We start from the raw sequence: 24,107 nt of genomic DNA on the forward strand, positions 1-24,107 counted from the left end.
GTGTAGCGGTCCGGCGCCGATCGAGTCGCCGCCTCCGGACCGCTACACCGGCGAGCGGCCAAATCCGTGAAGCGATGCCCCGTGCGCACGCAGCCACTGCCGCGCCGGGGTCGGGTCCTCGCCGTAAAGTTTCGCGACCAGCGCGTGGAAGGCGGGGCTGTGGTCCATATGGACGCGGTGCGCGACCTCATGCGCGACGGTGGCGCGGCGGACGAAGCGCGGCGCCAGGATCAGCCGCCAGCTATAGCGGATCGCCCCGTCCGACGCGCAACTGCCCCAGCGTCCGCGCGGATCGCCGACCGCCACGCGCGTGACGGAGACGCCGGCCCGGGCGGCATAATAGGCCGTCTCCTCGGTCAGCAGGTCGAGCGCGCGGCGCTTCAGCCAGGCCTCGACACGGCGGGGCAGCGTCTCGATCGGCCCGGCGACCGACAGCGTCGCGCCGTCGAAGGCCAGCGTCCGCCGTGCCCCCTCGCCGCGCACGATCGTCACCGGTCGGTCGTCGATCGTCAGCACCAGTCCGATCGCGAAGGGCTGGACCTGTGGCAGGCGGGCGCGCTGTTCGGCCAGCCACGCCGCTTGCGCCCCCGCCCAGGCGAGGGCCGGCTTCAACGCCGCCCGGGCCGGCAGCACCAGTCGCGCGCGGCCGCTGACCCGGTCCAGCGTCAGCTTCAGCCGGCGGGCGCGCGGGTTGCGCACCACCTCCAGCCCCTCGATCGTCACAGCTCGCGATCGTCGACGATATGGTCCTCCATATCGCCGACATCATCCTCGCTGACCGTCCAACCGCGCACCGACTGGCGCGCGGCATGGACCGACTCGCGGTCGCCCGACACCAGATAATGCCAGTCCGGCAGGGGCTCGCCCGCCGCGCGCAGGCGATAGGCGCAGGTCGAGGGCAGCCAGTCGATCGCGCGGACGTTGCGCATCGTCAGCCGCACGCATTCGGGCACATAGGCATGGCGATGCTTATAGTCCGAGCAGAAGCCGGTACGCCGGTCGAGCAGGCGGCAGGCGACGTTGGTCGGCAGCACCTCCCCCGTCTCCTCATCCTCCAGCTTATGGATGCAGCATTTGCCGCAGCCGTCGCACAGGGCCTCCCATTCGGCGCGGTCCAGCGTCTCGATCGGACGCTCCCAGAAGCGACCGCTCACTTGACCCACCGCGCCAGCGCGTCGGCCACGGCGGTCGGCCCCTCGTCGGCAGGGATCAGCGCCACGGGCTTGTTGTTGGGGTCCATCAGATAGGTCTGGCGGCTGTGATCCATCATATAGCCGCCACCGGCGGTGGTCTCGCCGCGCCTGGCATAGACGGCGAAGGCCTTTTCCGCCCGCGCCACCGCGTCCGCGCTGCCGGTCAGCCCGACCATGCGCGGATGGAAGGCGGCGACGAAGCGGCCGAGCACCGCCGGCGTGTCGCGCGCCGGATCGATGGTGACGAAGATCGGCACCACCCGCGCGGCCCGGTAGGGATCACGCTCGGCGAAGCGGCGCAGCCCCGCGCCGATCGCCTGCGCGTCGGTGGGGCAGACATCGGGACAGAAGCTGTAGCCGAAATACATGATCCGCCATTGCCCGGCGAAGCTGCGGTCGCTGACAATACGCCCCTTGGCATCGGTGAGCGCGAAGGGACCGCCGATCGCCGCGCCGGCCAGTGGCGGCGCTTCGGCAGAGGATGAGGTGGTGGAGGCAGGGGACTGGCAGCCGGCCAGCGCCAGGCCGAACGCGAGTATCGCGAGGGAGCGCCTGTTCATGGTGCCACCACCCTTGATCTGATAACCGGGCCCGCGCAAGCAGGGAGCGGAGTCGCATCCGCCCCGTTTCGGCCAAGGATCCTGCCATGACGCGCCCTTCCCTCCTCTCCGTCGCGCTCGCCGCGCTGGCTTGTGCCGCCATGCCGGTCGCCACCCCCGCCCGCGCCCAGCAACAGTCGGAAAGCTACAAGTTCCTCAACGCCGTCCGCGAAGCCAAGGGCAATGACGTGATCGCCATGCTCGACCGGCCGGGCAGCAGCATCGTCAACGCGCGCGACATCAGCACCGGCGAGGGCGCGCTGCACATCGTCATCAAGCGCGGCGACGAGACCTATCTGCGGTATCTGCTGCAAAAGGGCGCGGACCCGAACCTGCGCGACGGGCAGGGCAATACGCCGCTGGTGCTGGCGGTGCAGACCGGTCAGCGCGACATGATCCCGATCCTGACCGCCGCCAAGGCCAATCCCAATCTCGGCAACCAGTCGGGCGTCACGCCGCTGATCCTGGCGGTGCAGGGCCGCAGCATCGACATGGTCCGCCTGCTCCTCGCCGCCAAGGCCGATCCCGACCAGGCCGACATGATGGCCGGCCTGTCGGCCCGCGACTATGCCAATCAGGACACGCGCAGCACCGCCATCGCCAAGCTGTTCGCCGAGACGCCGAAAAAGGCCCGGCCGGCGGTGGCGGGTCCGAAATTCTGACGGACGGACCGTTCGTGTCCTCGTCCGACCAAAGCCCCCGTCATACCATCCCGGCGAAGGCCAGGACCCGGTAGGGGATGTTTGTAGAGGGATCGGAACGTTCCGCGACTGCACCCCGATCTCCACCGGGGTGGAGGGTGGTTGGGCGGGATATCGACGCTTGCAGAGATGCCGCCGAAGCCGGGGTGGCGGCGAAATGCGGCGAGTCGTCCGATAGGCTCGGTGGAGCCTCGCCGAACACTCACCCGAGCGAAGCGCTGTCCGGATCGACCAGATGAGTCAGCCGTCGCGCCGCGCGGCGGGCGAAGGCCAGGGTGCAGCGCTTGCGGACATGGGCGGGCAGGGGATTGGTATGCGCCTCGCGCACGATCGCCGCGTCATAGCGGTCGGCGACGATCACCCCGGTCCGCTCCGGCAGGAAGGCCGCGCCGTCGAGCGGCCCGGTGTCGAAACCGGCCGGCACCGCCCAGAAATAGCGGTCGCAATGATCGAGATAATCGGGCCATTTGCCGTCGCCGAGCAGGTCGGCGCGGCTGGTCTTGATCTCGACGATGACGATCCGCCCCTTGGCGTCGATCGCCATCAGGTCGGCGCGGCGACCGCCGTCGAGCGGCACCTCCGCCATGGCGACCAGATCGTGCCGCAGCAACATGCGCACGACGCCCCGCGCCACGTCAGCGGCACAGAGCGTCGAATCCAGGGGATCGTGGCACGAGGCGGGTGCGACGTCGAGCATGACGTCGACTTTAGGAACATCCGGCGAACGGATCAAGTCCGAACGCCGTACGACGCTTAGCGATAGAAGACGTGGTTGCCGATCGACGCGACCTTGATCGCCCCGCCCGACGGGCGGCGATGGGTGGCGTTGAAGTACATCGCGTCCGACGCGTTGCTGTCCCACATGTCGTTCAATGCGACGCGGGCGACCGCGACGGCGGTGCGGTAGGAGCGACGGTCGGTGTCGATCTCGGGGATCTTGCCGCCGCGCACGAAGGAGAACTGGCCGCGCTGGGTGATGACGCTGCACACATCGGGGGGATAACGGCCCGACTTGGCGCGGTTCAGGATGACCTCGGCGACGGCGAGCTGGCCGGCGAGCGGCTCGCCCTTGGCCTCGAAATAGATCGCACCGGCAAGGCAGCGGGTCGCCTCGTCCTTGGCTTCGCTGGCCTGGGCGGCGACCGCGGCGTCGAGCGTCTCGAATTCGGGTTCCTCGGCCGGGACCGGCTGGACCATCGGGACTGAGGCGGGGGTGACGGTGGAGGCGGGAGCGACGGGCTCGACCGCAGGAACCATCTGGGGGGCCAGCGTGTTCAACGTCTGGAGCGCCGGAGTCGTGACCAGGCCCTGGTCCGTACCGGTGGCCCAACCGGGTGAGCTGGCAAGAGCCCCGGCCAGGGAAAGAGCAAAGGTCGCGGCAGTCGCGACCCGAGACAAAAACGACATTCAATCAATTCGACATGCGGTTGGTTCACGGACCCGATCGCTTGTTCAGCGATCGTCCGGGCTACCCCCCGACTGCGTCACCGACCTGGATCGCACCCAGACGCGGCACAACGCGTATTAGAACGACGGCCCTGTCGCGGTGTTACGGTTCCGAGTCAATTCGACGCGATCGTTTCGGCGATGAACCGTTCGACCCCTGCGACGGTGAGTTCGATCACCCACAGGTCGCGGTCCCGTTCGCGCCGTCGCCGCCAATAGCCGGTCGGATCGTCGTTGGGTGCCACATTTCTTAAAATGGATTTACCATCGAGATCGAATGCTCTCTCGAACAGCGCCTCCTGCCCACCCGGCTCGACCGCGACGATCAGAATGCCGCCACCCTGCGCATCGCCCTTGGCCAGCACCATGCCCATGCCGCCCTGGTCGTTCGCCCGGCGCAGCATCGCGCCGACCAGAAGGTGCGTGGGCAGCCGATCGTCGGTCATGATCCCGCATAGCCGGGCAGCCCGGCGAGGGCGATGCGCGAGCGCATGAAGGTGCCGGTGCCGCGCGCCGCCTCCTCGCCCTCGGCATCGATCAGCCGCGCCTCGCCGACGAAGACACGGCGCTTGCCGCTGACCCAGCGACCCTCCGCGACCACGGGCCCGGCCTTGAGCGGCTTGGTCAGCAGCAGGTTGAACGCGGTGGTCAGCAGGAAGCGATCGCTAACCAGGCTGTTGCAGGCATAGAAGGCGGCATCGTCCAGCATCTTGAAATAGCTGGTGCCATGCGCCGCGCCGCCGGCGTGGAAATGCCGTTCGTCGAGCGTGAAGCGGATTCGCGCGACGCCGGCCTCCGCGATCTCCAGGGTGGATTCGAAGAAGCGGTTGATCGGCGCGTGGGCGTAGAGCGACTCCAGCGCGCGGAAATGCGCGGCTTCGCCCGCCGCCATGCCCGCCACCTCAGGCGGCACGGCGCGGGTCCGGCATGGTGAACAGCGCATAGAGCGCATCGGGCGACCCCGCGCCGCGCAGCTTGTCGACAAAGGGCCGGTCGCGCAGCCGACGCGAAATCCGCGCCAGCGCCTTCAGATGCTCCTGCCCGGCATCGACCGGCGACAACAGGGCGAAGACCAGGTCGACCGGCAGGTCGTCCACCGCCTGGAACTCGATCGGCTGCGCCAGCCGCACGAACAGTCCGGTCGGTGCGCCCAATCCCTCCAGCTTGGCATGGGGAATGGCGACCCCGCCGCCAAAGCCGGTCGAACCCAGCCGCTCGCGATCGGCTAGCCGCTCAGCGACCGGGCGCGCGTCGCCGATCCCCTGCATGGCGGCGAGTTGCCCGATCTGCTGGAACAGAATCTTCTTGTTGGCGACGTTCCACCCGGTCTGCACGGCCTCCGGGCGGACCACATCGCTTAAGTCAGTCATTGTGCCACTCTGGAAAAGCCCCGCGCCGCCTTAGCGAACGACGCGGGGGTGGCAAGGGGTCAGGCCGCCTGGGGCTGGGCCGGCGTCGCCTGCAGCTGGTCGGCCTGGGGCTCGACCCAGCCGATCGTGCCGTCGCCGCGGCGATAGACCATGTTGAACGCGCCGGTGCCCGAATTCTTGAACAGCAGCGCGGCGGTGTTGCGCAGGTCGAGCATCATCACCGCATCCGACACGCTGGCATCCGGCACGTCGACGCGCGTCTCGGCGACGATCAGCGGCGCATCGCCCGCCTCGTCATCCTCCACCGTCTCGGCAAAGAGCGTGTAGTTGGCGTTGTCATAGCCATTGGCCTGCTCGATCTCGATCGCCTGGGCGGCGTTGCGATCCTTCAGGCGGCGCATGTAGCGGCGCAGCTGCTTCTCGATCTTCTCGGCCGCCGCGTCGAAGGCGCGGTGCGCATCCTGCGCCTCGTGCCGGCCCTTGAGGATCAGGCCGCGCATGATGTGCGCGACGATATCGCATTTGAACCCGACGTCGTGCGGACCCTTGCCGAACGTGACCTCCGCGGAGATGGCCCGTTCGAAATATTTGCTGGCGATACCCTGGAGTCGGTCGGCGACATGGGCCTTCAGCGCATCGCCCGTTTCGACCTGATGACCTGAAATCCGGATATCCATTCTCGCAACTCCTATGTTTCGTCTAGGCCGGCGGTCCTGTTGGCCTTGCCGGAACGGCGTCAACCGGACGCCACGGTCCCCCAAATCGGATCGCTGATCCCCTTCATGAACGCGGCATGGGCGGCAATCTCTCCCTCGCTCGCCGCGAAAACGCGCGCCGGTCGCTGGCGGCGGGGGGCGGCGGTCAAGACCGGGCCGGAATCGGCGGCTTGCGGCTCCAGGCTCAGTCCTAGGCCGATCTGCCGCCCGCCCATCAGCTCGACATAGACCTGCGCCAGCAGCTGCGCGTCGAGCAAGGCGCCGTGCAGCACGCGGTGCGACCTATCGATGCCGTAGCGCGAGCAGAGCGCGTCCAGCGTATGCTTGGCGCCCGGATGCTTCTGGCGCGAGATCGCCAGCGTATCGATCATCCGGGTCCGGTGGCAGACCGGCGGAAAGCCGCACTGGCCCAGCTCGCCATTGATGAAGCCGAAATCGAAGCTCGCATTATGCGCGATCAGCGGCGCGTCGCCGATGAAGTCGAGGAAATCGGCCACTCCGGCGGCGAACACCGGCTTGTCGGACAGGAAGGCGTCGGACAGGCCGTGCACCGCCTGCGCCTCGGCCGGCATCGCGCGCTCGGGATTGTAATAGGCGTGGAAGGTCCGGCCGGTTTCCACCCGATTGACCAGTTCGACGCAGCCGATCTCGACCAGCCGGTCGCCCTCGGAGAATTTGAACCCGGTCGTTTCCGTGTCGAAGACGATCTCTCGCATCCCGGAGGTTATCGGCCTTCGCGAGACGCCATGCAAGCGATCACCCGCCGGACATGGTCGCGGGTTTCGTCCAGTCCGCCGCCGGTCGGGATGAGATAGTCGGCGCGGACGCGCTTCTCGGCATCGGGCATCTGCCGCGCCAGGATCGCCGCGAACTTGGCCTCGGTCATGCCCGGCCGGGCAAGTACCCGCCGGCGCTGGATTTCTTCCGGTGCGGAGACGACCGCGACGCGGTCGACGCGCGTATCGCCGCCGGTCTCGAACAGCAGGGGCACGTCGAACACGACCAGCGGCGCACCGCCATGATCGGCGCAAAAGGCGGCGCGTTCCTCCGCCACGGCGGGGTGGACGATCGCCTCCAGCCGCGCGAACGCCGCCGAATCGCCCATCACCGCCGCCGACAGGGCAGGGCGGTCGACCCCCTGTGCCCCCGTCGTGCCGGGAAAGGCCGATTCGATCGCCGGCACCAGCCGACCGCCCGGCCCCTGCAGGCGGTGGACGGTCGCATCGGCGTCGAACACCGGCACGCCCGCGTCGACGAACATCGCCGCGACCGTCGACTTGCCCATGCCGATCGATCCGGTCAGGCCTAGCGTGCGCATGGGGATCAGGCGGTCAGGGCGGCGCGCAGATCCTCGTCCCGGTCGCGGGGCGGGGCCTGGCCGAACAGGATCTCGAACGCCACCGCCGCCTGCGCCACCAGCATGTCCAGGCCGTCGACCGTCTCCAGCCCGCGCGCGCGCGCGGCGGCGAGCAAGTCCGTCTCCAGCGGCGCATAGACGATGTCGTAGACGATCGCGTCCTCGGGCAGCGCCGACAGGTCGAGCACCAGCGGCGGCTGGCCGGTCATGCCCAGGCTGGAGGCGTTGACCGTCAGCGCGGCGGGGGGCACGGCGGGCCCGAGCGGCAGCGCCTGGCCCTTCAGACCGAACTGGCTGAGCAGCGCCGCCGCCTTCAGGACGTTGCGGTTCATCACCGTCACCGGCCCGACCCCGACGCGCGACAGCGCCCAGAGGATCGCGCGTGCCGCGCCGCCCGCGCCGATCACCGTCACCGGCTGGCCCGCCAGGTCGAGTTCGGCGATCGGCGACCAGAAGCCGGCGGCATCGGTATTGGTGCCGGCCAGCGTGCCGTCCTCGGTACGGAAGACGGTGTTGATCGCGCCGATCGAGTGGCGCACCCCGCCCGGATCGGCGACATGGTCGAGCGCGGCCACCTTGTGCGGCACGGTGACGTTGCAGCCGCGCCACTCGGGATCGTCCGCCCGGTCGCGCAGGAAGGCGCCCAGATCGTCGGGCGCGACCGGGGTGGCGCGGTAATCGGCATCCAGGCCCAGCTGGCCCAGCCAGTGGCGGTGGATCATCGGCGACTTGCTGTGCCCGATCGGGTCCCCGATCACCTCGGCGTAGATCATGCCGGCATCACCTTTCGTTCGCGTAGATAGGCCAGCACCGGCAGCAGCGGCATGCCCAATATGGTGAAATGGCTGCCCTCGACCCGGTTGAACAGCTGGACGCCCGGCCCCTCGACCCGGAAACAGCCGACGCAACCGGCGATCGCCGGCCATTCGGCGTCCAGATAGCGGTTGATGAACGCGTCGCCGAGCGGCCGGACATGGAGGCGGGCCCGATCGACCTGTCGCCAGACCGCGCGGCCATTCTCCGCGATCACCGCCGCGCTCCAAAGGTCGTGGATGCCCCCCGACATGGCGCGCAGGTGGCGCGCGGCATCGTCGCGGTCGACCGGCTTGTCGAGCCGGGTGCCGTCGGCGAGCGCCACCAGCGAGTCCGATCCCAGCACCAGGGCGCCGGGCACCTGGGTCGCGATCTTCACCGCCTTCAGTTCGGCGAGCGCATCGGCCAGGTCGCGCGGCGACAGGTCGGCGAGCGCCTGTTTCGCCGAGTCCTCGTCGACCATCGCCGCCATCGGCGTGAAGGGCACGCCCGCATCGGTCAGCATCGCGCGGCGCGAGGCGCTCTGCGACGCCAGGATCAGGGTTGGGATCAGGGTTGGGATCAGGGTGGGGGCGTCGCTCACGAATTGGCCTTGCGCTGGTTGACGAGCGAGACGACCGCGGCGGCGGTCTCCTCGATCGAGCGGCGGGTGACGTCGATCACCGGCCAGCCATTGTCGGCGAACAGCCGGCGGGCGAAGGCGATCTCCTTCAGCACCGATTCCTCCTCGACATAGGCGGTGTCGGGCATCTGGTTGAGCGACAACAGCCGGTTGCGGCGGATCTGGATCAGCCGGTCGGCGCTGGTGGTCAGGCCGACGACCAGCGGGGTGCGCAGCGAATAGAGCGCGGCCGGCGGCGGGCTTTCGACCACGATCGGGATATTGGCGGTCTTGTAGCCGCGATTGGCGAGATAGATGGAGGTCGGCGTCTTGGACGAGCGGCTGACCCCGGCCAGCACGATATCCGCTTCCTCCCATTCCTCCCAGGCGATGCCGTCGTCATGCGCGATGGTCCACTGGATCGCATCGACGCGCGCGAAATAGGCGGCGTCCAGCACGTGCTGGCGGCCGGGCCGCGCCTTGGCCTGTTGCCCCAGCATCGCCGACAGCGCGTCGTTGACCGGGTCGAGCGGCGCGACCGCCGGCAGGCCGAGCGCGGCGCAACGCGACTCCAGGATGCGGCGGGTGGACGGATTGACCAGGGTGAACACCACCAGCCCCGGATTTTGCGCGATCTCCTGGAGGATGCGCTCCAGATGCGCCTCGGTGCGGACCATCGGCCAGAAATGGCGGACGGTTTCGACATCGTCATATTGCGCCAGCGCCGCCTTGGCGATGTTTTCCAGCGTCTCGCCGGTCGAATCCGACAGGAGGTGGAGGTGGAGCCGAGTCATCATGCGCTCGCCTCCCGGAGGTTGGTGCGGCGGCGGGACCGATCTGTGGACAACATGGGGGTAAGCGGTAGCGCAACCCGTCCGACCGGGGAAGCGCATCGCGACCGGTGGACGACTCCGTTTTTATCCACAACGCCATCCACACCCTCCGGATTCGCTCCACAGCCTGTGGATAACGTGGAACATCGAATCGAATCGCTAGGGAATCGACGAATCAGGATCGGTCAATCTGTTGGCATTTCGGGGATGGCCGCTTAATCCCCGCTGCCAACGCGCCTACGACTTCATCATCCCTAAGACTCTTATTCTTCTTAGATAGAAGGGCCGGACCGACCCGTGAAACGCCTCTTGTCCACGCTCCGCGGCGAGCGTCATGCCATCCCGCCCCTCTGGCTCATGCGCCAGGCGGGCCGGTATCTGCCGGAATATCGCGCACTCCGGGCGGAGAAAGGCGGCTTCCTGGCGCTGGCGACCGATCCCGTCGCTGCGGCGGAGGTCACGCTCCAGCCGATCCGCCGGTTCGGCTTCGACGGCGCGATCCTCTTCTCCGACATCCTGATGGTTCCCTGGGCGCTGGGCCAGGAGCTGACGTTCGGGGCGGGGGAGGGGCCACGCCTGACCCCGCCGCTGGTCGACCACGCGCTGTCGGCGCTGGACCGCGTCCCCGAGCGGCTGGAGCCGGTCTATGCCACCGTGCAGGCGGTCGCGGCCGCCCTGCCCGCCGACACGACCTTCCTGGGCTTTGCGGGGTCGCCCTGGACCGTGGCGACCTATATGGTCGCGGGCGCCGGATCGAAGGACCAGGGCGAGACCCGGCGCTTCGCCTATAACGACCCGCAGGCCTTCGCCGCGATCATCGATGCCATCGTGGACTGCACCGTGACCTATCTGGTGGCCCAGGCCGATGCCGGAGTGGAGGCGGTGCAGCTGTTCGACAGTTGGGCGGGCAGCCTGTCGCCGGCGCAGTTCGAACGCTGGGTCATCGCCCCGAATGCCGCGATCGTCGCGCGGCTGAAGACGCTGCGGCCGGGCCTGGTCGTCATCGGCTTTCCCAAGGGGGCGGGCGGCAAATTGCCCGCCTATGCCCGCGAAACCGGCGTCGACGCGCTGGGATTGGACGAGACGGTCGATCCGGTCTGGGCGCACGCCAATCTGCCGGAGGGAATGCCGGTCCAGGGCAATCTCGACCCGCTCGCGCTGATCGCGGGAGGGGTGGAACTGGACCGCGCGGTGGACGATATCCTCGCCGCGCTGGCGGATCGCCCGCATGTGTTCAACCTGGGCCACGGCATCCTGCCCGACACGCCGGTGGCTCATGTCGAGCGACTGATCGCTCGTGTCAGGAGGATGGGATGACCGGATGGCTGGGCGCGGCCTATGACTGGGTGAAGGCGGCGCATATCATCTTCGTGATCTTCTGGATGGCGGGGCTGTTCATGCTGCCGCGCTATCTGGTCTATCATCAGGAGGCGCTGGCCGCCGGCCGGGCCGAGGAGGCCGCGCAATGGGTCGAGCGCGAGGGCAAGATCCGCCACATCATCCTGACCCCCGCGCTGATCGTCACCTGGCTGCTGGGGCTGTCGCTGGCGCTCAATCTGGGGCTGGCGGACGGGGTGCCGGGGCTGGGCTGGCTGCACGCCAAGCTGGCGCTGGTGCTGCTGCTCTCGGGCTATCACGGCTGGATGGTCGGCTATGCGCGCAAGCTGGCGGCGGGAAAGCCGACGCTCACCGGCCGGCACCTGCGGATGCTGAACGAGGTGCCCGCGCTCGCCGTGTCGCTGATCGTCGTGCTGGTGATCGTCCGACCCTGATCCTTATCCCCGCATTCGCCCACCGACTTATCCACAGGGTCGGTGGGCGAATCCGCACCGCGAAACCCCGCTTGACGGGGGACATCGGCCCGCTTACGTCCTTGCAGCGCGTAGAGCGGTGTCCTGCCGTTCCGCGTTCCTCCCTCCAGCTTCATGTCGCCGCGTCCTGCCGCTGACCGAGCTTCTCCCCAACTACCTGTCGCATTTGGAAATTTTCCATGCATCTCAAAGATCTCAAGAAGAAGACGCCGGCTGAGCTGGTGCAATTGGCCGAGGAACTTGGCGTCGAGGGAGCCTCGACCCTGCGCAAGCAGGACCTGCTGTTCGCCATCCTGAAGGAGCAGGCGGAGCAGGGCGACCAGATCATGGGCCTGGGCACGATCGAAGTGCTGCAGGACGGCTTTGGCTTCCTGCGATCGCCCGAGGCGAATTATCTCGCCGGGCCCGACGACATCTATGTCTCGCCCAACCAGGTCCGCAAATGGGGCCTGCGCACCGGCGATACGGTCGAGGGCGAGATTCGCGCGCCCAAGGACGGCGAGCGCTATTTCGCGATCACGCGCCTGATCTCGGTCAATTTCGACGATCCCGACGCGGTCCGTCACCGCGTCAACTTCGACAACCTCACGCCGCTCTACCCGGAAGAGAAGCTGACGCTCGATCCGGCCGATCCCACGCAGAAGGACAAGTCGGCGCGGGTGATCGACATCGTCAGTCCGCAGGGCAAGGGCCAGCGCACGCTGATCGTCGCGCCGCCCCGCGTCGGCAAGACGGTGATGCTCCAGAACATCGCCAAGGCAATCACCGACAATCACCCCGAGGTGTTCCTGCTGGTGCTGCTGATCGACGAGCGTCCCGAGGAAGTCACCGACATGCAGCGTTCGGTGAAGGGCGAGGTCGTCTCCTCCACCTTCGACGAGCCGGCGCAGCGCCACGTCCAGGTCGCCGAGATGGTGATCGAGAAGGCGAAGCGGCTGGTCGAGCACAAGAAGGACGTGGTGATCCTGCTCGACTCGATCACCCGCCTGGGCCGCGCCTACAACACGGTGGTGCCGTCGTCGGGCAAGGTGCTGACCGGCGGCGTCGACGCCAATGCGCTCCAGCGGCCGAAGCGCTTCTTCGGCGCGGCGCGCAACATCGAGGAGGGCGGGTCGCTCTCGATCATCGCCACCGCGCTGATCGACACGGGTAGCCGGATGGACGAGGTGATCTTCGAGGAGTTCAAGGGCACCGGCAACTCCGAGATCGTGCTCGACCGCAAGGTCGCCGACAAGCGCATCTTCCCCGCGCTCGACGTGGGCAAGTCGGGCACCCGCAAGGAGGAACTGCTGGTCCAGAAGGACAAGCTGTCCAAGATGTGGGTGCTGCGCCGCATCCTCATGCAGATGGGCACGATCGACTCGATGGAGTTCCTGCTCGACAAGATGAAGAACTCCAAGACCAACGAGGATTTCTTCGACAGCATGAACCAGTAAGGGCGAGGGCCGGGCGGTATTCCCCCCGAAACGGGGCACGCCATCGGCTCCGGATATTCCGTCATCCGGATCACGGCGCGGGGCTGGTTCCCGCGCCGTTCTTGTATGTGGGCGGCTTCTGCGTAGGACGGGGATACAAGCGCCGCGGCCACGAGTTGCGGTGAACATCATCCGGGAGCCGACCCTTGTCCATCCTCACTCTACTTTCCGGGGCTGCCAGTGCCGCAGCCGCCGGGCCGGGATCGCCGGCCGAAATCTGGCAGCACATCCTCGCCGACTTCTCCAACATCACCGAGCCCGCCGCGCTCGCCGCCTTCGGATCGGTGCTGATGATCGACCTGGTGCTGGCGGGCGACAATGCCATCGTCGTCGGCGCGCTGGCGGCGGGACTGCCGGCGGCGGACCGGCGCAAGGTCATCCTGATCGGCATCGGCGCGGCACTGGTGTTGCGCATCCTCTTCGCGCTGATCGTCACCTGGCTGATGGGTGTGGTCGGGCTGATCTTCGCGGGCGGCCTGTTGCTGCTATGGGTGAGCTGGAAGTTCTGGCGTGAAATCCGCAACGGGGGCGATCATGCGGACGGCGCGACCGGGGACGACGTGTCCGGCGTAAAATCCGCGCGCAGCTTCGCGGCGGCGGCCTGGGCGGTCGCGGTGGCCGACGTGTCGATGAGCCTGGACAATGTCCTGGCCGTCGCCGGCGCGGCGCGCGAGCATCCCGGCATCCTGGTCGTCGGGCTGATCCTGTCGGTGGCGCTGATGGGACTGGCGGCGAACTTCATCGCGCGGATCATCGATCGCTACCGCTGGATCGCCTATATCGGCCTCGCGGTGATCCTCTTCGTCGCGGTGCGCATGATCTACGAAGGCTGGGTCGGCACCGACGACACGCTGGGGTTGGTCAGCCTGTTCGGCTGATCGCCCGTCACCACCCGAAAGTCACACGGCCCGCCGTCCCACAGGGGAGGGCGGGCCGTTTCGTTATCGGGGGTGGAACCACCGGCTCCAACCCTCCGCCGTCAGCCGAGATGGTCGGCGAAAAAGGCCATTGTCGCGGCATCGGCGCGCTTGGCGGACTCGTCCGAGCGGCGCTGCCCGAACTCGGTGGCGAAGCCGTGATCCTCGCCGGGATAGTCGATCAGCGTCACTTTGGGGTGATCGTCCAGCCCTTCGTGCATCCGCGCCTGGCTCGCCTTGTCGACGAAATGATCCTCCTGCGGCACGTGCAACAGGACCGGATGCGCGATCGCCGCCGCCTCGCCGAGCAGCCCGTCCACGCCGACCGCATAATAACCGACGCTGGCCTGGCTGTCGGTCCGCGCGGCCGCCATGAAGGCGAGGCGTCCGCCCAGGCAATAGCCGACCACGCCGACCTTGCCGGCCTCGCCGAGTTCGGACCGGGCGACGCGGATCGTCGCTTCGATGTCGCGGATGCCCTGGTCCTGGTCGAACTTGCCCATCCAGTCGAGCGCCGCCTGCATCTGCTCGGGCACGTCCGGATCGAGCTCGATGCCCGGCTGCATCCGCCAGAACAGGTCGGGCGCAATCGCCAGATAACCGGCCTCGGCCAACGCATCGCACTTGCGACGGATGCCCGCATTCACGCCGAAGATTTCCTGGATGACGATGATGGCGGCGCGCGGGGTGCCGGTGGGCGCGGCGCGATAGGCGTCGAAGCGACCGGTACCGTCGAGCGGCGTTATGCTGATGCTGGTCATGTGGGGTCCTCTGCTTGCGGGATGGGGCAAGCTCCGCGCATGATTATGGTGGTGGAGCCAGGGTGGCTCAAGGAGAAGCGCTCATGAAGATCACGGTCGAGATCGACTGCACGCCGGAAGAGGCGCGCCGCGCTATGGGCCTGCCCGACCTGACGCCGGTGCACGACCAGTATCTGGCGATGCTGCGCGAGGCGATGGAGGGGCAGTTCCGCCCCGAGGCGATGGAGACGATGATGCGCAACTGGGCGCCGATGGGGGAGGCGGGCATGGCCTTCTGGCGACGGATGATCGAGAGCACGGGCAAGTCGGCCGGATGATCGACACGATCTTCGCCCTGTCGTCGGGCCAACCGCCGGCGGGGATCGCGGTGGTGCGGATCAGCGGCCCCGCGGCATTCGACGCCGCGCATGCGCTCGGCGCCATGCCGAAGACGCTCCGCCGCGCGACCCTGCGCGCGCTCCGGGGGCGGGACGGTGGCTTGCTCGACCGGGCGCTGGTCGTCGCCTTTGGCGGCCCCGCCACCGCGACCGGCGAGGATCTGGTGGAGCTGCACTGCCATGGCGGCCGTGCCGTGGTCGCAGCGGTCCTGGCGACGCTGGCCAGCGTGCCCGGATGCCGGCTGGCGCAACCGGGGGAGTTCACCCGTCGCGCGCTGGCCAATGGCCGCATCGACCTGAGCGAAGCGGAAGGACTGGCGGACCTGCTGGAGGCGGAGACCGAGCAGCAACGCGTCGTCGCGCTGCGATCGCTGGAGGGGGCGATCAATCGGGCGGTACGAGGTTGGCTGACCGAGGTGGCGATGCTGTCGGCGCGGATCGAGGTGATGCTCGACTATGCCGATGAGGAGGATGCCGGTGCCAATGATGCCGGGGCGATCCGGTCGGCCATGGCGGCGCTGGCGGCGACGATCGATCAGGCGGCGTCCGCCCCGCCGGTCGAGCGCGTGCGCGACGGGTTGCGGGTGGTCATTGCCGGTCCGCCCAATGCCGGCAAGTCGACCCTGCTCAACCTGCTGGTCGGGCGGGAGGCGGCGATCGTATCGCCGATCGCGGGCACGACACGCGACCGGATCGAAGCGCCGGTCGTTCGCCATGGCCGTGCCTATCTGCTGATCGACACAGCGGGCCTGACCGAGACGGAGGACGTGGTCGAGGCGATCGGCGTCGACCGCGCGTGGGCCGCGGTGGCGGAAGCGGACATCGTGCTTTGGGTCAGTGACGAACCGTCGCCTCATGATGGTGCCCTGCATGTCCATGCGCGTGCGGACCTGACCGGGCGGGAAGCAGTGCCGGCCGGCCGGCTCGGCGTCCGTCGCGACGATGCGGCGACGATCATGGCGCTATGGGATGCCATGGAGGAACGGGCCACGACCTTGCTGCCGCCCGCCGATGCGCTGCCGCTTCGGGCTCGGCATCGAGAGCTCTGCCGGGCCGCCGCGACCGCCCTTTGCGAGGCGCCGGCCGACCCCCTGTTGATCGGCGAACATCTGCGTCTGGCACGATCCAAGCTCGCGGCGATCACCGGAGCGGATGCGACCGAGGTCATGCTCGATCAGCTCTTCGGACGTTTCTGCCTAGGAAAATGATGTTCCACGTGGAACAGCTTTGGCGTGACGAAGGATAATCGCTACAGGCGAAGGATGTTCGACGTCATCGTTCTCGGTGCCGGCCATGCGGGGATCGAAGCCGCATCGGCCGCAGCCCGTCGTGGGGCCGCCACCGCCCTGATCAGCTTCTCGACCGACAATATCGGCGTCATGTCCTGCAACCCCTCGATCGGCGGATTGGGGAAGGGGCATATCGTTCGCGAGGTCGACGCCTTTGACGGGGTGATGGCGCGGGCCGCCGATGCCGCCGCGATCCACCATCGGTTGCTCAATGCCAGCAAGGGCGCAGCCGTTCAGGGGCCACGAATCCAGGCTGACAGACGTCGCTACCAGGCGGCGGTGAAGGCGATGATGGCGGGGAGCGGCGTGACCTTTCTCGCCGGGGAAGTGGTCGGTCTGGATCTGACCGGGGGCGTGGTGCAAGGCGTGACGCTGGCCACCGGCGAGCGGATCGCCACCCGTGCGCTGGTCATCGCGACCGGCACCTTCCTGGGGGGGCGCATCTTTCGCGGCGACGAACGGCATGCCGGCGGCCGGATCGAAGAACGGAGCGCGGGGTTGCTCGCCGACCATTTCCGCGACCTGTGCCTGCCGATGGCGCGGCTCAAGACGGGCACGCCACCCCGTCTCGATGGCCGCACCATCGACTGGGCGCGACTAGCGGAGCAACCGTCCGACGACCTTGGCTGGACGATGTCGGCGCTCACCCCCGGCCGACAACTGCCACAAATTTCCTGCGCGATCACCCGGACGACCGGCGCGACCCATGCGGTGGTCCGCGATCATCTCGACTCGTCGCCGCTCTATTCCGGGGCGATCGAGGGGCAGGGGCCACGCTATTGCCCGTCGATCGAAGACAAGATCCATCGCTTCGGCGACCGCGATGGCCACCAGATTTTTCTGGAGCCGGAGGGTCTGGATGACCCGACCGTCTACCCCAACGGCCTGTCGACCAGCCTGTCGACCGAGGCGCAGCATGCGATGATCGCCACCATTGCCGGTCTCGAAAATGCCCGCATTACCGTGCCGGGCTATGCCGTCGAATATGACCATATTGACCCGCGCGCCTTGGCGCCGACGCTGACAGTGCGGTCGGTCGAGGGCCTGTTCTGCGCCGGCCAGATCAACGGCACGACCGGCTATGAAGAGGCGGCGGGGCAGGGACTGGTCGCCGGTCTCAACGCGGCGGCCCATGCTTGCGATCTCGCACCCGTTATCCTCGACCGGGCGTCGAGCTATATCGGCGTGATGATCGATGACCTCGTGCTGCAAGGCGTCACCGAGCCCTATCGGATGCTGACCGCCCGCGCCGAGTTCCGACTCTCGCTGCGGGCCGACAATGCCGAGACCCGATTGGCGTCGGTGGCGCAGGAGGCGGGTTGCGTATCGGCGGAGCGGCTGGCCCATCAGGCGCGCTCCGACGATCAACGGGCGACGCTGCGCCAGCGGCTCGACCGGTCGCTGACCGCGAGCGATATTCAGGTCATGGGCGGACGGGTCAGCCAGGATGGCGCGCGCCGCAGCATCTGGGAATGGCTGCGCTTCGACGGCATCGATCTCGACCGAATCGCGCCCGAGGCCCTGGCCGATATCGACCCGACCGTGATCCGGGAGGTGGCGGAGGATGCCCGCTACGCACCCTATCTCGAACGACAGGCGCAGGAGGTGGCGACGCTCCGATCGGAGGAAGCCATCCCCTTACCGGCGGATATCGACTATGCCGCCATCGCCGGTCTCTCCAACGAAATGGTCGCACGGCTCGATGCCAGTCGGCCGATCTCACTCGCCGCGGCTGCCCGGATACGGGGGATCACCCCGGCCGCGCTGTCCGCCGTTCTCCTTCACGCCAAACGGTATGCCGCATGACCGAAGATGATGCTCGGGCCTGGGTGGATAGGCATTTCGGATCGCCGGCGGTCGACCGCCTGACCCGCTTCGTCACGATGCTGGCGGAGGAAATGCAGCGCCAGAATCTGATCGCCCCCTCCACATTGGAGATCGTGTGGAGCCGGCATCTGGTCGACTCGCTGCAACTCGGATTGCTTGCGGGCGCGCCGGCGGAGCAGTGGCTCGATATCGGCACAGGGGCCGGTTTCCCAGGACTGGTGCTGGCCATGGCGATCGACGCCCGCTTCCTGCTGGTCGAGCCGCGCCGGCGTCGGGTCGATTTCCTGCAAGCCTGTGCCGATGCGCTCGGGCTCGGCCATGTCGAGATTGCGTGCGCCAAGGTGGAGCAGATCGCCCGACCGTCCCACATCATTACGGCCCGGGCGGTGGCGTCGATCGAAAAGCTTTTGCAGTCGGCGGCGGCTTGCGCCACAGCGGAGACACGATGGTTGCTGCCTCGCGGCGCTGTCGATCCGAAAGAACTGCGCGGCCTCGACCGGCGATATGGGCTGACGTTCCACGTGGAACAATCCCTGACCGCAGCGGACTCGTCGATCGTGATAGCCGATGGAGCCAAGCGATGATCGTTGTTGCAGTCGCCAACCAGAAGGGTGGGGTGGGCAAGACCACCAGTGCGATCAACCTTGCCACCGCCCTGTCGGCGACGGGGCAGCATGTGCTGCTGATCGATCTCGATCCGCAGGGCAATGCCTCGACCGGTCTGGGCGTCGGACATTCCCAGCGGGTCAATTCCAGCTACGACGTGCTGATCGGCAACATGACGCTCGACAAGGCGGTCATGACGACGAAGGTGCCCAGGCTCGATCTGGTTCCCGCGACCGTCGACCTCTCGGGCGCCGAGATCGAGTTGGTCGAGATGGATGCCCGGACCCATCGTCTGGACGAAGCCTTGCGGCGCAGCACGACCCCCTGGGACATTGTGCTGATCGACTGCCCGCCCTCGCTAGGTCTGTTGACGATGAACGCGATGGTCGCGTCGGACACCTTGTTCGTTCCACTCCAATGCGAGTTCTTCGCGCTGGAGGGGCTGTCGCAATTGCTGACGACCGTCGAGCGCATTCGTCAGCGCTTTAACCCGGGATTGTCGATCCTGGGTGTAGCGCTCACCATGTATGATCGGCGCAACCGGCTGACCGAGCAGGTCTCCGCCGATGTGCGCGCCGTGTTGGGCAAGGTGGTGTTCGATACCGTGATTCCGCGTAACGTCCGTCTTTCCGAAGCGCCGAGCCATGGCTTGCCGGCGCTCATCTACGATCATCGCTGTTCCGGCTCGGAAGCCTATATCGCCCTGGCGCGCGAGATCATCGTGCGCTTGCCGAGCAAGGCGGCCGCGGCATGAGCGAGGCGTCCCCCCGCCGATCCCGCGCCGGCCTCGGCCGGGGTCTCGACGCCCTGCTGGGCGAGATGGCCCGCGAGGTGCCGGTATCGGACGATGCGTCCGAAAAGAACAACGGCATACGCACGCTGCCGATCAGCGCCCTGGCCCCGCATCCGCAGCAGCCGCGCCGTCGCTTCGACGATGCGTTGCTGGAGGAACTCGCCGCATCGATCGCGGCGCGCGGCGTCATCCAGCCGATCGTGGTCCGGCCGCACGGGCATCAGTTCCAGATCGTCGCCGGCGAGCGGCGGTGGCGCGCGGCGCAGCGCGCCCGCTTGCACGAAGTGCCGGTGGTGGTGCGCGACTTCGACGATCTCGAAACGATGGAGATCGCCCTTGTCGAGAATATCCAGCGCCAGGACCTGAACGCCATCGAAGAGGCGCAGGCCTATCAGCGGCTGGCCGGTGAATATGGTCATACCCAGGATGCGCTGGCGAAGATCGTTCACAAGTCGCGCAGCCACGTCGCCAATCTGTTGCGACTGCTCGAACTGCCCGACCAGGTGCAGGCCAGGGTCGTCGACGGTACGCTGACGATGGGCCATGCCCGCGCCTTGCTCGGCGCGCCCGATGTCGAGCGGCTGGCGGAGCAGGTGGTGGTGCGCGGCCTGTCGGTGCGCGATACCGAGAAGCTGACCCGCGACAAGAAGCCGCGCAAATCGGAACCATCGGAAAAGGCCGCACCGGCTCTGCCCGATGCGGACATCGTCGCGCTGCAAACGCAACTGGCCGATCTGCTCGGCGTTTCGGTCCAGATCGCGTATGGGCCCAAGGGCGGTACGCTGTCTCTGAGCTATTCGACGCTCGATCAGCTGGACATGCTCTGCCAGCGCCTGACCGGGGAAGGGATCTGACCAGTGTGCAGCATCACGGCTTGGGGTGATGATCTAGTCGATATCGGATCGGACACGCCACCCTGTTGGCTGGGTGGTGACGGTGAGATGGCACGGGCAATTCGCCGACATTCCTGGTGTCAGACCGATATGGGCCCACTCGCCGGATGGCCGCGCTCCCTGCAATCGGTGTTGCGGCTGATCCTGACCGCGCCCGAGCCGATGGCGCTCTGGTGGGGGCCTCATTGCCGACAGGTCTGGAATGACGGCTTTGCCGATCATCTCGCGGCGGCGGGGGTCGCGATGGACCTCGGGTCCAGGGCGGCAGAGGCCTGGTCGACCTGCTGGCCTATGTTCCAACAGGCCCTGGATCGCGCCGCCGATGCCTGGGGACCGCAACTAGCGCTGACCCTGCCGCCGAGTTTCAGCCGGGCATTGACCCAGGTGACGATCCGCCCGGTCGAAGATGACTTGGGACAGATCGCCGGTTTCGTGATCCGGTTGCAGCCGATGGACCGGAACGGTCTGTCGAGCGACGATCCGGTCACGCTACCGATCGATCGCCGGATCGATGACCGATCGGCGCTCACCCTGTTGCATGATCTCCATCTTCGCTTGCGTGAAGCGAAGGATGTGAACGAGGCGATGAGCGAGGTGCTATATCTCGCCACCTCTTTCGCGGACACCGATCGGGGCGGTGTTCACTTGGTCGACGCCGATGACCGGTGGATCAGCCTGGTCGCGCTTCACGGTTTCACCGACGAGAGTGACTATACGCGCACCTATTGCGAGCATGACCTGAGAATTCCAAGCCCAGTGCTCGATCGGTTGAGGACGAAGCGCCAGCGCGTTGTCCTGACGGATGTCGCACGATCCAATCTGCCCGAAGTCGTTCGCACGATGATGCAGGATGCAGGGGTAGCGGCGATGGTGTCGATCCCGCTGATCGGTCCGGAGCGTCACTTCCTGGGTGTGCTGACCGTCCACTTTCGTGAAGCACGGTCGCTGGACAGTTTCACGCTGCGTCTGCTCGATCTGCTCGGCTGGATGGCGGGGGAGTTCGTTCATATCCGGCAGGTCTTGCAGCGGATCGAAAACCAGCATCGTGATGACCAGCGTCTGCGTCGGCTCAGCCAGCAATGGCGTGGCATGGCCGATCCGCTGGCCATCCAGCAGCACACGATCCGGAAGCTGGTCAAATGGCTGGACGTGGAACGATGCGGATTCATCTACTTCAATGCGAGCAAGAATACGCTGGAAATCGAGGCGATCAATCCGGATCATCCGAGCGAAGTGCGTCGACTGGCGATTCCGGCGAGCCATTGTCCCAACGGATTGCTCGACCCGATCCGAAAAGGGCAGACGATCGCCTTGGACGATTGTGGCACCAATCCGGCACGAGACTATCTCGGCTCGATCGGGATCGGTGCATTATGCGCCGTGCCGCTCCTCAGCCGGGACCGGGTCGTCGGCTGCCTGTTCATCGGCACCGGGTCGAAGCGGCATTGGAGCTGCGCCGAGGTCAAGTTCCTGGAGGAAGTCGGCGACCGCTGCAAACTGGCGGTGGCCCGCGCCCGCGCCGAAGCCACCCTGCAGGAAACCAGCGACCGATTTCGCCGTACCACCGAATTGCTGCCAAGTCTGTTGTGGCATGCCGACAGCGACGGAATCAACTTCGTCGATAATCGCCAATGGGAGCGGCTGACTGGCCAGTCCTATTATGACGGGCAGAATGGTGGATGGATACGCTATGTCCATCCCGACGATCGGCATATCGAACTGGACATCGTCAAGCGCGCCGACGACTTCCATGCGCCAGTCGAACGACAGATCCGCTACCGGATGCGCGATGGCAGCTATCGCTGGTTCCTGGCGCGGTCGGTTCCGGCGCGCGACAAGGATGGACAGGTTACCGGCTGGTACGGTTCGGCAACCGACATCCATGAACTGCGGACGCTGAAGGACCGGCAGGGGTTTCTGCTCGCCGAGTTGCAGCACCGGGTTCGTAACCTGCTGACGGTGACCCGGTCGGTGTTCGAGCGGACGATCGACTCGGGTTATGACATAGACGACATCAACGATCATTTCCGTGGTCGACTGGATGCATTGGCCCGGACTCATGCCGGTATCTCACACCACCCGGAACAGTTGGTCGATCTTCAGAATCTCGTTCGCGAGGAATTGCTGAGCGTCGGCGTTTCCGACGGGCCATCTGTCCGGATCGAGGGCCCCGACGTGGGGATGCCACTGGACATAGCCGAGAATTTGGCTTTAACATTTCATGAACTGACTGTAAACGCGATCAAATTTGGCGCGTTAAAAGTGAAGTCCGGCAAGCTTGCCATCACTTGGCAGGTTGATGCGGATCATAGGGGAGGCAAGAAGCTGCTACTGAGCTGGACAGAATCCGGCATTCCGGCGATCGACCTGCGACCCAGCCGCTATGGTTTCGGGCGAGAACTGATCGAGGAAGCGCTACCCTATCGGCTAAGGGCTGATACGGAGTTGCTGTTCGAACGTGGCGGCGTACGCTGCACGATCGCAGTTCCTCTGTCGCCCGTCGATGACGATGCCGTGCGCTATGGACAAGGGGGGTGGTCGTGATGCTGAATGGCAAGCGCATCCTCGTGATCGAGGACGAATATTACATCGCCTCGGACCTGAAACGCGCCCTGCTCCGCGAGGGGGCGGTCGTCGTCGGACCGTTCAACACCGTGCCCCAAGGCTTGGCCGCGGTGAGCAACGATCCGATCGATGCCGCGTTGATCGATGTGAATCTGGAGGGTGTGACCTCATTCCCGATCGCGGACAAGCTGGACGAACGAGGCGTGCCTTATACATTTCTGACGGGCTATGACGGGACCACCCTGCCGGATGGATATCGCAACCGACCACGCCTGGCCAAGCCCTTTACCATGGAGATCGTGCTGAACAGCTTGCGCGATCTTATCTGCCCGGAGGTGGCATTGTGATACGTGCAATCAGAGCTTTTCGCGATCCTGGCGCGGCGGTACGCCGGCTGAACACGCTGGTGCCGCTCGACGACGACGCGACCTTTGCGCTGACCGACGCCTTGACGACCGCGCGCCCGATCAAGCCGCGCCGCGAGTTGATCGGCGAAGGTCATGAGATCGTCGAGCCGCTGCTCATCCTCAGCGGCTGGGCGGCGCGCGTGCGCTTCCTGGCCGATGGTCGCCGCCAGTTCCTCAGCTTCCTGTTGCCGGGCGATGTCGTCGGGCTCGGGCAACAGTCGCGGCCCGTGGCGACGGCGACGGTGATCGCACTGACGCCGGTCGAGATCTGCTCGGCGCCACTCCGCGACAAGTCTCCGGCGCTGGCCGAGGCCTATGCGCTCAGCCGGGCATTGGACGAAGCCTATCTGCTCGCCAACATCACCCGGCTCGGCCGGCTCAATGCGCAGGAGCGGATCGGCGACCTGTTCCTGGAATTGCTCGAACGCCTGCGGATGGCGGGACTGGAAAGCGGCAACAGCTTCGCGTTGCCGCTGACGCAGGAAATGATCGCCGATGCGCTGGGCCTGACCTCGGTCCACGTCAATCGCATGATCCAGCTGTTCCGCCGCGAAGGCGATTTGACCTGGAAGACGGGTCGGCTGACGCTGACCGATCCGGTGGCGCTGGCGCGCAAGATCAACCGGCAGCCGGTGCGGGTGTCGGCCATTCCCTTCGGCACGGCGCGCTGATCGCTTCGCCGAACAGCCTGTCCGGATAGCAAAAGGGCCAGCGCGACACGATCGTCGCGCTGGCCCTTTTTCGTGATTCGGCGTGC

General features: G+C 67.0%; 29 protein-coding genes. 14 read left to right on the top strand and 15 right to left on the bottom strand.

Annotated elements, in window-relative coordinates; translation table 11 throughout:
• Positions 1–42: 42 nt before the first annotated feature.
• The 3 genes from BRX43_RS10200 to BRX43_RS10210 are packed head-to-tail and all read right to left on the bottom strand — an operon-like array spanning position 43 to position 1,753.
• Positions 43–723, bottom strand: coding sequence for a YgjP-like metallopeptidase domain-containing protein (locus BRX43_RS10200; protein ID WP_241214895.1), 681 nt, complete (start codon positions 721–723; stop codon positions 43–45).
• Positions 720–1,154, bottom strand: a complete 435-nt coding sequence (locus BRX43_RS10205) for a YcgN family cysteine cluster protein (RefSeq protein ID WP_206433179.1) — start codon at positions 1,152–1,154, stop codon at positions 720–722. Before BRX43_RS10205 ends, BRX43_RS10200 begins: the two co-directional genes overlap by 4 nt.
• Positions 1,151–1,753: an SCO family protein gene (locus BRX43_RS10210; RefSeq protein WP_125994761.1), complete on the bottom strand. Its 603-nt coding sequence runs from the start codon at positions 1,751–1,753 to the stop codon at positions 1,151–1,153. The genes BRX43_RS10205 and BRX43_RS10210 overlap by 4 nt, the downstream gene beginning before the upstream one ends.
• Before the next feature lie 86 nt (positions 1,754–1,839).
• On the opposite strand from BRX43_RS10210, the gene BRX43_RS10215 reads away from it, so the two are divergent.
• Positions 1,840–2,454, top strand: a complete 615-nt coding sequence (locus tag BRX43_RS10215) for an ankyrin repeat domain-containing protein (RefSeq protein WP_125994762.1) — start codon at positions 1,840–1,842, stop codon at positions 2,452–2,454.
• Between the two features lie 241 nt (positions 2,455–2,695).
• On the opposite strand, the gene BRX43_RS10220 is transcribed toward BRX43_RS10215, so the two are convergent.
• The 11 genes from BRX43_RS10220 to BRX43_RS10270 form a co-directional block, all read right to left on the bottom strand.
• Entirely contained in the window at positions 2,696–3,190 is a 495-nt protein-coding gene (locus BRX43_RS10220; protein ID WP_125994763.1) for an MmcB family DNA repair protein, read from the bottom strand.
• A gap of 56 nt (positions 3,191–3,246) precedes the next feature.
• Positions 3,247–3,900, bottom strand: a complete 654-nt coding sequence (locus BRX43_RS10225; protein ID WP_125994764.1) for a cell wall hydrolase — start codon at positions 3,898–3,900, stop codon at positions 3,247–3,249.
• 155 nt (positions 3,901–4,055) lie between these two features.
• Positions 4,056–4,385 (bottom strand): DUF1491 family protein, encoded by a 330-nt coding sequence (locus tag BRX43_RS10230; protein ID WP_125994765.1) that lies wholly within the window; start codon positions 4,383–4,385, stop codon positions 4,056–4,058.
• Positions 4,382–4,831 (bottom strand): PaaI family thioesterase, encoded by a 450-nt coding sequence (locus tag BRX43_RS10235; RefSeq protein WP_241214905.1) that lies wholly within the window; start codon positions 4,829–4,831, stop codon positions 4,382–4,384. The genes BRX43_RS10230 and BRX43_RS10235 overlap by 4 nt, the downstream gene beginning before the upstream one ends.
• A gap of 10 nt (positions 4,832–4,841) precedes the next feature.
• Complete coding sequence (locus BRX43_RS10240) at positions 4,842–5,309, bottom strand: PTS sugar transporter subunit IIA (protein WP_125994766.1); 468 nt, start codon at positions 5,307–5,309, stop codon at positions 4,842–4,844.
• 59 nt (positions 5,310–5,368) lie between these two features.
• Positions 5,369–5,986, bottom strand: coding sequence for a ribosome-associated translation inhibitor RaiA (gene raiA, locus BRX43_RS10245; RefSeq protein ID WP_125994767.1), 618 nt, complete (start codon positions 5,984–5,986; stop codon positions 5,369–5,371).
• 59 nt (positions 5,987–6,045) lie between these two features.
• On the bottom strand, positions 6,046–6,741 hold the full coding sequence (gene dnaQ / locus BRX43_RS10250; RefSeq protein WP_125994768.1) for a DNA polymerase III subunit epsilon: 696 nt from the start codon (positions 6,739–6,741) through the stop codon (positions 6,046–6,048).
• A gap of 8 nt (positions 6,742–6,749) precedes the next feature.
• On the bottom strand, positions 6,750–7,343 hold the full coding sequence (coaE, locus tag BRX43_RS10255) for a dephospho-CoA kinase (RefSeq protein WP_125994769.1): 594 nt from the start codon (positions 7,341–7,343) through the stop codon (positions 6,750–6,752).
• 5 nt (positions 7,344–7,348) lie between these two features.
• Positions 7,349–8,155: a shikimate dehydrogenase gene (locus tag BRX43_RS10260; RefSeq protein ID WP_125994770.1), complete on the bottom strand. Its 807-nt coding sequence runs from the start codon at positions 8,153–8,155 to the stop codon at positions 7,349–7,351.
• Complete coding sequence (locus tag BRX43_RS10265) at positions 8,152–8,700, bottom strand: Maf family protein (RefSeq protein WP_241214906.1); 549 nt, start codon at positions 8,698–8,700, stop codon at positions 8,152–8,154. Before BRX43_RS10265 ends, BRX43_RS10260 begins: the two co-directional genes overlap by 4 nt.
• 74 nt (positions 8,701–8,774) lie before the next feature.
• Positions 8,775–9,590 (bottom strand): pyruvate, water dikinase regulatory protein, encoded by an 816-nt coding sequence (locus tag BRX43_RS10270; protein ID WP_125994862.1) that lies wholly within the window; start codon positions 9,588–9,590, stop codon positions 8,775–8,777.
• 336 nt (positions 9,591–9,926) lie between these two features.
• On the opposite strand from BRX43_RS10270, the gene hemE reads away from it, so the two are divergent.
• The 4 genes from hemE (at position 9,927) to BRX43_RS10290 (ending at position 13,793) form a co-directional block, all read left to right on the top strand.
• The gene (gene hemE / locus BRX43_RS10275; protein ID WP_277600163.1) at positions 9,927–10,946 is read left to right on the top strand and encodes a uroporphyrinogen decarboxylase; all 1,020 of its coding nucleotides are present in this window, start codon (positions 9,927–9,929) and stop codon (positions 10,944–10,946) included.
• The gene (locus BRX43_RS10280; RefSeq protein WP_125994772.1) at positions 10,943–11,401 is read left to right on the top strand and encodes a CopD family protein; all 459 of its coding nucleotides are present in this window, start codon (positions 10,943–10,945) and stop codon (positions 11,399–11,401) included. The genes hemE and BRX43_RS10280 overlap by 4 nt, the downstream gene beginning before the upstream one ends.
• Before the next feature lie 218 nt (positions 11,402–11,619).
• Positions 11,620–12,876, top strand: a complete 1,257-nt coding sequence (gene rho / locus BRX43_RS10285) for a transcription termination factor Rho (protein WP_125994773.1) — start codon at positions 11,620–11,622, stop codon at positions 12,874–12,876.
• A 191-nt stretch (positions 12,877–13,067) separates the two neighbouring features.
• A complete protein-coding gene (locus BRX43_RS10290; RefSeq protein ID WP_206433183.1) occupies positions 13,068–13,793 on the top strand; it encodes a YjbE family putative metal transport protein in 726 nt (241 codons plus the stop codon).
• A gap of 101 nt (positions 13,794–13,894) precedes the next feature.
• On the opposite strand, the gene BRX43_RS10295 is transcribed toward BRX43_RS10290, so the two are convergent.
• The gene (locus BRX43_RS10295) at positions 13,895–14,593 is read right to left on the bottom strand and encodes a dienelactone hydrolase family protein (RefSeq protein WP_125994775.1); all 699 of its coding nucleotides are present in this window, start codon (positions 14,591–14,593) and stop codon (positions 13,895–13,897) included.
• 83 nt (positions 14,594–14,676) lie between these two features.
• Here BRX43_RS10295 and BRX43_RS10300 point away from each other — a divergent pair, with 83 nt between their 5' ends.
• The 9 genes from BRX43_RS10300 to BRX43_RS10340 all read left to right on the top strand — a co-directional run bounded on the left by BRX43_RS10300 (position 14,677) and on the right by BRX43_RS10340 (position 24,021).
• A complete protein-coding gene (locus BRX43_RS10300) occupies positions 14,677–14,910 on the top strand; it encodes a DUF6489 family protein (protein WP_125994776.1) in 234 nt (77 codons plus the stop codon).
• Positions 14,907–16,178 (top strand): tRNA uridine-5-carboxymethylaminomethyl(34) synthesis GTPase MnmE, encoded by a 1,272-nt coding sequence (gene mnmE, locus BRX43_RS10305; protein WP_125994777.1) that lies wholly within the window; start codon positions 14,907–14,909, stop codon positions 16,176–16,178. Before BRX43_RS10300 ends, mnmE begins: the two co-directional genes overlap by 4 nt.
• A gap of 54 nt (positions 16,179–16,232) precedes the next feature.
• Positions 16,233–18,065, top strand: coding sequence for a tRNA uridine-5-carboxymethylaminomethyl(34) synthesis enzyme MnmG (gene mnmG / locus BRX43_RS10310; protein WP_125994778.1), 1,833 nt, complete (start codon positions 16,233–16,235; stop codon positions 18,063–18,065).
• Entirely contained in the window at positions 18,062–18,670 is a 609-nt protein-coding gene (gene rsmG / locus BRX43_RS10315; RefSeq protein ID WP_125994779.1) for a 16S rRNA (guanine(527)-N(7))-methyltransferase RsmG, read from the top strand. Before mnmG ends, rsmG begins: the two co-directional genes overlap by 4 nt.
• A complete protein-coding gene (locus BRX43_RS10320; protein ID WP_125994780.1) occupies positions 18,667–19,446 on the top strand; it encodes an AAA family ATPase in 780 nt (259 codons plus the stop codon). Before rsmG ends, BRX43_RS10320 begins: the two co-directional genes overlap by 4 nt.
• Positions 19,443–20,339: a ParB/RepB/Spo0J family partition protein gene (locus tag BRX43_RS10325; protein WP_125994781.1), complete on the top strand. Its 897-nt coding sequence runs from the start codon at positions 19,443–19,445 to the stop codon at positions 20,337–20,339. Before BRX43_RS10320 ends, BRX43_RS10325 begins: the two co-directional genes overlap by 4 nt.
• Positions 20,340–20,510: 171 nt before the next feature.
• A complete protein-coding gene (locus tag BRX43_RS10330) occupies positions 20,511–22,922 on the top strand; it encodes a GAF domain-containing protein (protein ID WP_206433180.1) in 2,412 nt (803 codons plus the stop codon).
• On the top strand, positions 22,922–23,290 hold the full coding sequence (locus tag BRX43_RS10335) for a response regulator (RefSeq protein WP_125994863.1): 369 nt from the start codon (positions 22,922–22,924) through the stop codon (positions 23,288–23,290). The genes BRX43_RS10330 and BRX43_RS10335 overlap by 1 nt, the downstream gene beginning before the upstream one ends.
• Complete coding sequence (locus BRX43_RS10340; RefSeq protein ID WP_125994783.1) at positions 23,287–24,021, top strand: Crp/Fnr family transcriptional regulator; 735 nt, start codon at positions 23,287–23,289, stop codon at positions 24,019–24,021. The genes BRX43_RS10335 and BRX43_RS10340 overlap by 4 nt, the downstream gene beginning before the upstream one ends.
• The last annotated feature ends 86 nt before the right edge of the window (positions 24,022–24,107 follow it).

Source organism: Sphingomonas sp. S-NIH.Pt15_0812, assembly GCF_003951315.1.
Taxonomy (GTDB): domain Bacteria; phylum Pseudomonadota; class Alphaproteobacteria; order Sphingomonadales; family Sphingomonadaceae; genus Sphingomonas.